The sequence below is a fragment of the Luteibacter sp. KNZ12-1A genome (assembly GCF_056755675.1).
This window is the reverse complement of record NZ_JBPGXU010000160.1, coordinates 1-5,736: the sequence shown is the minus strand read 5'-3', so window position 1 is coordinate 5,736 and position 5,736 is coordinate 1. Positions and strand designations below refer to the sequence as shown.

At 68.1% G+C, this 5,736-nt stretch carries 8 protein-coding genes; all 8 read right to left on the bottom strand.

The annotated features are described in order from the left end of the window. A partial coding sequence (locus ACR9ZJ_RS18795; RefSeq protein ID WP_481288620.1) for a cytochrome c-type biogenesis protein occupies window positions 1-293 on the bottom strand: 293 nt, incomplete at its 3' end. A gap of 44 nt (window positions 294-337) precedes the next feature. Further along, window positions 338-880 carry a DsbE family thiol:disulfide interchange protein gene (locus ACR9ZJ_RS18790; protein WP_481288618.1) on the bottom strand — a complete coding sequence of 181 codons (543 nt, stop codon included), beginning with the start codon at window positions 878-880 and terminating at the stop codon, window positions 338-340. Continuing rightward, the gene (locus tag ACR9ZJ_RS18785) at window positions 877-2,841 is read right to left on the bottom strand and encodes a heme lyase CcmF/NrfE family subunit (RefSeq protein ID WP_481280114.1); all 1,965 of its coding nucleotides are present in this window, start codon (window positions 2,839-2,841) and stop codon (window positions 877-879) included. Before ACR9ZJ_RS18785 ends, ACR9ZJ_RS18790 begins: the two co-directional genes overlap by 4 nt. Next, window positions 2,838-3,299, bottom strand: coding sequence for a cytochrome c maturation protein CcmE (gene ccmE, locus ACR9ZJ_RS18780; protein ID WP_481288617.1), 462 nt, complete (start codon window positions 3,297-3,299; stop codon window positions 2,838-2,840). The genes ACR9ZJ_RS18785 and ccmE overlap by 4 nt, the downstream gene beginning before the upstream one ends. Then, the gene (gene ccmD, locus ACR9ZJ_RS18775) at window positions 3,283-3,483 is read right to left on the bottom strand and encodes a heme exporter protein CcmD (protein WP_481288616.1); all 201 of its coding nucleotides are present in this window, start codon (window positions 3,481-3,483) and stop codon (window positions 3,283-3,285) included. The genes ccmE and ccmD overlap by 17 nt, the downstream gene beginning before the upstream one ends. Beyond that, the gene (locus ACR9ZJ_RS18770) at window positions 3,480-4,247 is read right to left on the bottom strand and encodes a heme ABC transporter permease (RefSeq protein ID WP_481288615.1); all 768 of its coding nucleotides are present in this window, start codon (window positions 4,245-4,247) and stop codon (window positions 3,480-3,482) included. The genes ccmD and ACR9ZJ_RS18770 overlap by 4 nt, the downstream gene beginning before the upstream one ends. Before the next feature lie 66 nt (window positions 4,248-4,313). After that, complete coding sequence (ccmB, locus tag ACR9ZJ_RS18765) at window positions 4,314-5,000, bottom strand: heme exporter protein CcmB (RefSeq protein ID WP_481280118.1); 687 nt, start codon at window positions 4,998-5,000, stop codon at window positions 4,314-4,316. Further along, on the bottom strand, window positions 4,997-5,632 hold the full coding sequence (gene ccmA / locus ACR9ZJ_RS18760) for a heme ABC exporter ATP-binding protein CcmA (RefSeq protein ID WP_481288619.1): 636 nt from the start codon (window positions 5,630-5,632) through the stop codon (window positions 4,997-4,999). The genes ccmB and ccmA overlap by 4 nt, the downstream gene beginning before the upstream one ends. Window positions 5,633-5,736: the final 104 nt, after the last annotated feature.

Genomic DNA, 5,736 nt, shown 5'->3' with positions numbered 1-5,736 from the left:
AGGGCGAGCGGGCCGAACCAGAGCAGCCAGGTGGACGGCTCGACGGGCGGCTTGTACAGCACGAACTGCGAGTAACGGTCGACGAGGTAGGTCTTGATCTCGTCGTCGCTCTTGCCCGCCTGGATCATCTCGAACACTTGCCGGCGCAAGTCGTGCGCGATCGGCGCGTTGGAGTCGGCCAGTGTTTCGTTCTGGCACATCGGGCAGCGCAGCTCGGAGGTCAGTTTCTGGAAACGCACCTCTTCCGCGCGGTCGTGGAACGGCAGGGGCTGGATGGCTTGCGCGCAAACCATCGCGGGCGACAGGCACAGCGCCAGCCAGAGGAGGACGCGGCGGATCACGGCGCTTCCTTCGCCAGCGCGCCGAGGGCGGGGCGGATTTCCTTCTCGATCACCTCGGGGGTGATCGGGCCGATGCGCTTGTAGCGGATCACGCCCTTCGCATCGATCAGGAAGGTTTCCGGCGCCGCGTATACGCCGAAGTCGATGCCGGCGCGTCCGTCGCGGTCGGCCACGATCACATCGAAGGGGTTGCCATGCTCGGCGAGCCACGCCGTGGCGGCTTCCGGTTCGTCCTTGTAGTTGAAGCCGACGATGGGCAGGCCGAGCCGCTTCATGTCGGTCATCAGCATCGGGTGTTCGTGCACGCACTCGATGCACCAGCTGGCGAACACGTTGAGGAAATAGGGCTTGCCGAGCAGGGACGCCTTGTCCACGGTGCGCGACGGTTCGCCGAGCACCGGCAGCGCGAACGCGGGCGCGGGCTTGTCGATCAGCGGCGAGGCGATCTCGCGCTGGTCGTGCTGTGTGTTCCACCAGATGCCGAAGCCGAACAGGCCCACCAGCAGCAGAAAGCCGATCAGGGGAAGCAGGCGGCTCATGCCGGCGTCGCCTTCGGTTCGAGCGTGCCCTCGGCGGCGATCTTCTTCGCCCGGAAGCGGCGTTCGCACGCGGCGAGAAAACCGCCCGCCATCATGAACAGGCCGCCGAGCCATATCCAGCGGACGAAGGGCTTGTGATACAGGCGCAAGGCCCATGCGCCTTGCACGTCGTTCGCGTCCATCGGTTCACCCAGGGCCACGTAGATGTCGCGGAACAGGCCGGCATCGATGGCCGATTCGGTTTGCACCTGGCCGCGCGAATAGGTGCGTTTCTGCGGATGCATCGTGCCCACGGTGGCGCCGTCGCGGAGGATCGTGACGACGCCTTCGTCCGCGCGCCAGTTCGGACCCTCGGTCTCCTCGACGCCGTCGAAACGGAAGTCGTAGCCACCGATGGACTCGGATTGTCCGGGCGCGAGGCGCACGTCGCGCTCCACGCTGAGCGACTCGGAAAGCATCACGCCGATCACGAAGATCGCCACGCCGGCATGCGCGACCAGCATGCCGGCCATCTCGGCGGGATAGCGGCGGCCGCGCGGCATCTCGCGCCAACGCTTGACGATGTAGGACAGCGTGCCCGCGCCGACCCACACCGCACCGGCCACGCCGGCGATCGCGCGGAGATGGCCTTGCGCGAAGAAGGCGGCGGCGACCGCGCAGATCAGCGCGGCGACGCCGGCACGCAAGGCCATCGCCGTGAGTTGCCGCCCTTCGGCGCGTCCCCAGCGGAGATACGGGCCGAACGGCAGCAGGAGCACCGCGGGCGCCATCAGCATCACGAACAGGAAGCCGAAGTACGGCGGTCCGACCGAGATGCGCCCGAGGTTCAAGGCATCGCCGATCAACGGGAACAGCGTGCCGAGCAAGACCATCGCCGCCGCCGTGGTGAACAACAGGTTGGCGACCATGACCCCGGTTTCGCGCGACAGCGGCGCGAAGGGCTTGCCCGTGGCGACCTTGGGCGCACGGATCGCGTACAGCAGCAGCGATCCGCCGATCACGACGATGAGAAAACCCAGGATGTACAGGCCGCGGCGCGGATCGGAGGCGAACGCGTGCACCGAGGTGAGCACGCCGGAACGGACGAGGAAGGTGCCCAGCAACGACAGCGAGAAGGCGAACAGGGAAAGCAGCACCGTCCACGCCGGGAGCGAACCTCGTTTTTCCGTCACCGCCTGCGCATGGATCAACGCGACGCCGACCAGCCAGGGCATGAACGACGCGTTTTCCACAGGATCCCAGAACCACCAGCCGCCCCAGCCCAGTTCCGCATAGGCCCACCAGCTGCCGGCGACGATGCCGAGGGTCAGGAAGGCCCAGGCGACGTTCGTCCATGGCCGTGCCCAGCGCACCCAGGCCTGTTCCATGCCGCCGCCGAGCAGGGCGGCGATCGAGAAGGCGAAGGCGACCGAGAAGCCCACGTAACCCATGTACAGCACGGGCGGGTGGAAGGTCATGCCCGGGTCCTGCAGGACGGGATTCAGGTCGCCGCCATCCGCGGGCATCGGCAGCTCGCGCACGAAGGGATTGGAGGTGAACAGGATGAAGGCGAGGAAGCCGACGCCGATCAGGCCCAGCACGCCGAGCACGCGCGCGACGAACGCCGGCGGCAGGTGCCGGCTGAAAGCAGCCAGCGCGACCGACCAGATGTTGAGGATGAAGACCCACAGCAACATCGACCCCTCGTGCGCGCCCCATACCGCGGTGATGCGGTAGTACCAGGGCAGGGCGAGGTTCGAGTTGTCGGCGACGTAGGCCACCGAGAAGTCGTAGTGCAGGAAGGCGTGGATGAGGATCGCCATGGCGGCGAATACGAAGACCCCCTGGCCGGCGGCAGCCGGACGCGCCACGGCGATCAGGGCGGCGTTGCCGCGCCATGCGCCGAGGATCGGCAACACGCCCTGCACGAGGGCGAGCAGCAGCGCGAGCGCGAGCGCGAACTGGCCGAGTTCGGGGATCACCGCGGCATGTCCTTCTTGTCGTCGATCTTGCGGTTCTCGTGCGCCTTGGCCATGGCGTCCTTGAGTTCCTTCGGCATGTAGTTCTCGTCGTGCTTGGCGAGTACTTCGCTGGCGATGAAGCGGCCGCTGTCCATGCGCCCGGTGGCGATCACGGACTGGTTGTCGCGGAACAGGTCCGGCAGGATGCCGGTGTATTCCACGGGCATCGCGCCACCGTCGTCGACGACGATGAAGCTCACCTTCAAGGTGTCGGCGGCACGCTGGATGGAGCCGGATTTCACCATGCCGCCGAGGCGAAAGGTGGCGTACTGCGTGGCCTGTCCTTCCTGTACCTGGCTCGGAGTGAACAGGTAGTTCATGTTCCGCTGCAGGGCGAACACGGTCAGGCCTATCGCCACGGCGGCGGCGGCGACGACCGAGATCACGATGGCGAGGCGGCGTTTACGCGTCGGGTTCATTGCTTGGAGGGTTTCCCGGCCGGCGGCGGTTTTCCTGGCGCGCGAGCCGTGCGCGGAGTTCGCGCAGGTTGCGGCGGCGCCGGGCCAACGGGGCCAGCGTGTCGATCAAGAGGACGATGAAGAAGACGGCGACGGCGGACCAGACATAGAAGCCGTAGACGCCCATGGCGAAGGCCTGGCTCATGCGGGATCGTTTCCCGCGCGGCCGGCCAGCAGGTCGCGCACCCAGCCCTTGCCACCTTCGGAGGCGACGAGGTCGGCGCGCACGCGGGCGAACAGGCTGGCGATGTAATAGAGCTTGGTGGCGGCCATCATGGTCAACAGCGGCCAGAGCATGCTCGCCTCGATGTGCGACGGGCCGAGCAGGCGCACCGTCGACCCCTGGTGCAGCGTGTTCCACCAGTTCACCGAGAAGTGCACGATGGGCACGTTGACCGCGCCTACCAGCACGAGGAAGGACGCCGCGCGGGCACCCTGGCGACGGTCCTCGAACGAGTGATACAGGCCGATCACGCCGAGATAGATGAAGAGCAGCACCAGTTCGGAGGTGAGGCGCGCATCCCAGGACCACCACGTACCCCACATCGGCTTGCCCCAGAGCGAACCGGTGACGAGGGTGATGAAGGTGAAGGCGGCACCGATGGGAGCGGATTCCATCGCCACGGTTTCGGCGATCTTGATCCGCCAGACCAGGCCGATGAAGGCGGCCACGGCCATCGCCCCGTAGATGAACAGGCTCATCCACGCGCTGGGCACGTGGATGAAGATGATGCGGTAGGCGTCGCCTTGCTGGTAGTCCGCCGGCGCGATGAACAGGCCACCGTACAGCGCGACCGCGCCCAGCACGAGCGCGAGGCCGAGCGCCCATGGGCGCACGGCACCGGCGAAGCGGTAGAACACCGGCGGCGAGCCGAGGCGGTGAAGCCAGAGCGGAACCCAGTTAGCCATCGATCCTCGTCGCAGGTTCGTTCAAGCACCGTGAGTCCCCCGATGGGACCGTGTGGTTGCGTGCGTTCATGTGTCCATGGCGATGCGTAGTGCGGCGGCGCAGGCCAGCGGTGCGAGGACGAGCGCCAGGGCGAGCCCGGCTCCCAGCCAGGCGATCGGCGCGATCCAGGGCAGCCCTTCCTGCGCGGCGGCCACGGCTCCGGCGGCGAAGATCACGACCGGCACGCACAACGGCAGCAACATGAGCGCCAGAAGCATACCAGAGCGCCTCGTTCCCGCCGTCAGGGCGACCAGCACCGCGCCCATGAGGCTCAGCAGCGGCGTGGCGAGCGACAACGCGGCGATGAGCACGGGCATGGCCCCCGGCGGCAGCCTGAGCATGCCCGCCAGCAGCGGCGCCACCACGATCAGGGGCAGTGCGGAAGTGATCCAGTGGGCGAGGATCTTCATGGCCACCAGCAGGGCGAGCGGCTGCGGCGCGAGCATCAGCTGCTCCATCGAGCCGTCCTCGATGTCGGCGCGGAAGAGCTGGTCGAGCGAGAGCAGGATGGCGAGCAGCACGGTGACGAACACCACGCCACCGGCGATCCGCGACAGCAGCGCCGGATCGGGGCCCAGCGCGAAGGGGAACAGGGTGGCCACGATGACGGCGTACAGCACGGGCAGGGCGATATCGCCGCGGCGGCGCCAGGCCAGGGTGAGGTCGCGTCGCAGCAGCGCGGCGCAGGCGGTAGGCGTGCTGCCGGGCCTCACGCGTGCAGCCGGATACGTCGGGGCTCGCCGCCGGCGAAGCTGACCGCGCCGTGGCTGGTGACCAGGGCCGCGCCGCCGCGTGCGGTGTGGCGTTCGAGCAGGCGATTGACCAGGGCGATGCCTTCGCGGTCGAGGTTCGCATACGGCTCGTCGAGCAGCCAGATGCGTGCGGGCACGAGCAGGAGCCGGGCCAGCGCGGCGCGTTTCTTCTGGCCCGCCGAGAGCCGCCGCACGGGCTCGTCCTCGAAACCGGCCAGGCCGACCTCGGCCAGCGCGGCGCCCGCGTCCATGCCCTCGCGCAGGCCGTAAAGGCCGGCGCTCACGGCGAGGTTCTCGCGTGGCGAAAGGTCGAACTTGAGACCGAGGTGATGGCCCAGGAACACGACCAAGCCTGCCATGGTGTCGAGCGAGAAGGTGGCACCGTCGACACGGACCTCGCCTTCGCCGGTCCGCAGCATGCCCGTGAGCACGCGCATGAGGGTGGTCTTGCCGCTGCCGTTGTCGCCTTCGACGAGGGCGATCTCGCCCGCGTGCAGCTTGAAATCCAACGGTCCGAACACCGGTTCGTCCTGGCGCAGGAAGCCGAGCGCGCGGGCTTCGAGCAGGATCGGGGGTTCGGTGGCGACGGTCATCCCGCGATTGTTGCGGGCGGCCGCGCGGATGTCCATGTTTCGGCATGCCCATCGCCGACAGGGTCGGCTCCCACCAAGCTGGCGGATCTGGCGGGAGCCGACCC